The following is a 232-nucleotide window of genomic DNA, read 5'->3' as shown; positions in this document are numbered from 1 at the left end:
AGCTTTATTAAGCCCAACTTTGCCGGATCCTATATCGCTTATCAATTCTTTGATACATAAACTAGTTGGTAAACCGGAAATAACAATTTGTGAATCTAGGTTCAATCTTATAAAAAGTGAGTTCAACTCATCGATAATATGTTCTCTAATGAGGGTTTTACTTAGATTGAACTTTAACTCCCTATTTACAATGTAAAACTCAGTGGCAAATCCAGTTCTTGAGTCCCTTTGG

General features: G+C 34.1%; 1 protein-coding gene. It reads right to left on the bottom strand.

What is annotated here, in order from left to right; translation table 11 throughout:
- Positions 1-232 (bottom strand): hypothetical protein (locus R0K30_RS23760; protein WP_410613517.1); only part of this gene is annotated, 232 nt, incomplete at both ends.

Origin of the sequence: Bacillus sp. SIMBA_154, assembly GCF_046536015.1 — a bacterium.
Classification (GTDB): Bacteria; Bacillota; Bacilli; order Bacillales; family Bacillaceae; genus Bacillus; species Bacillus pumilus_P.
This window is presented reverse-complemented; position numbering and strand designations above follow the sequence as displayed.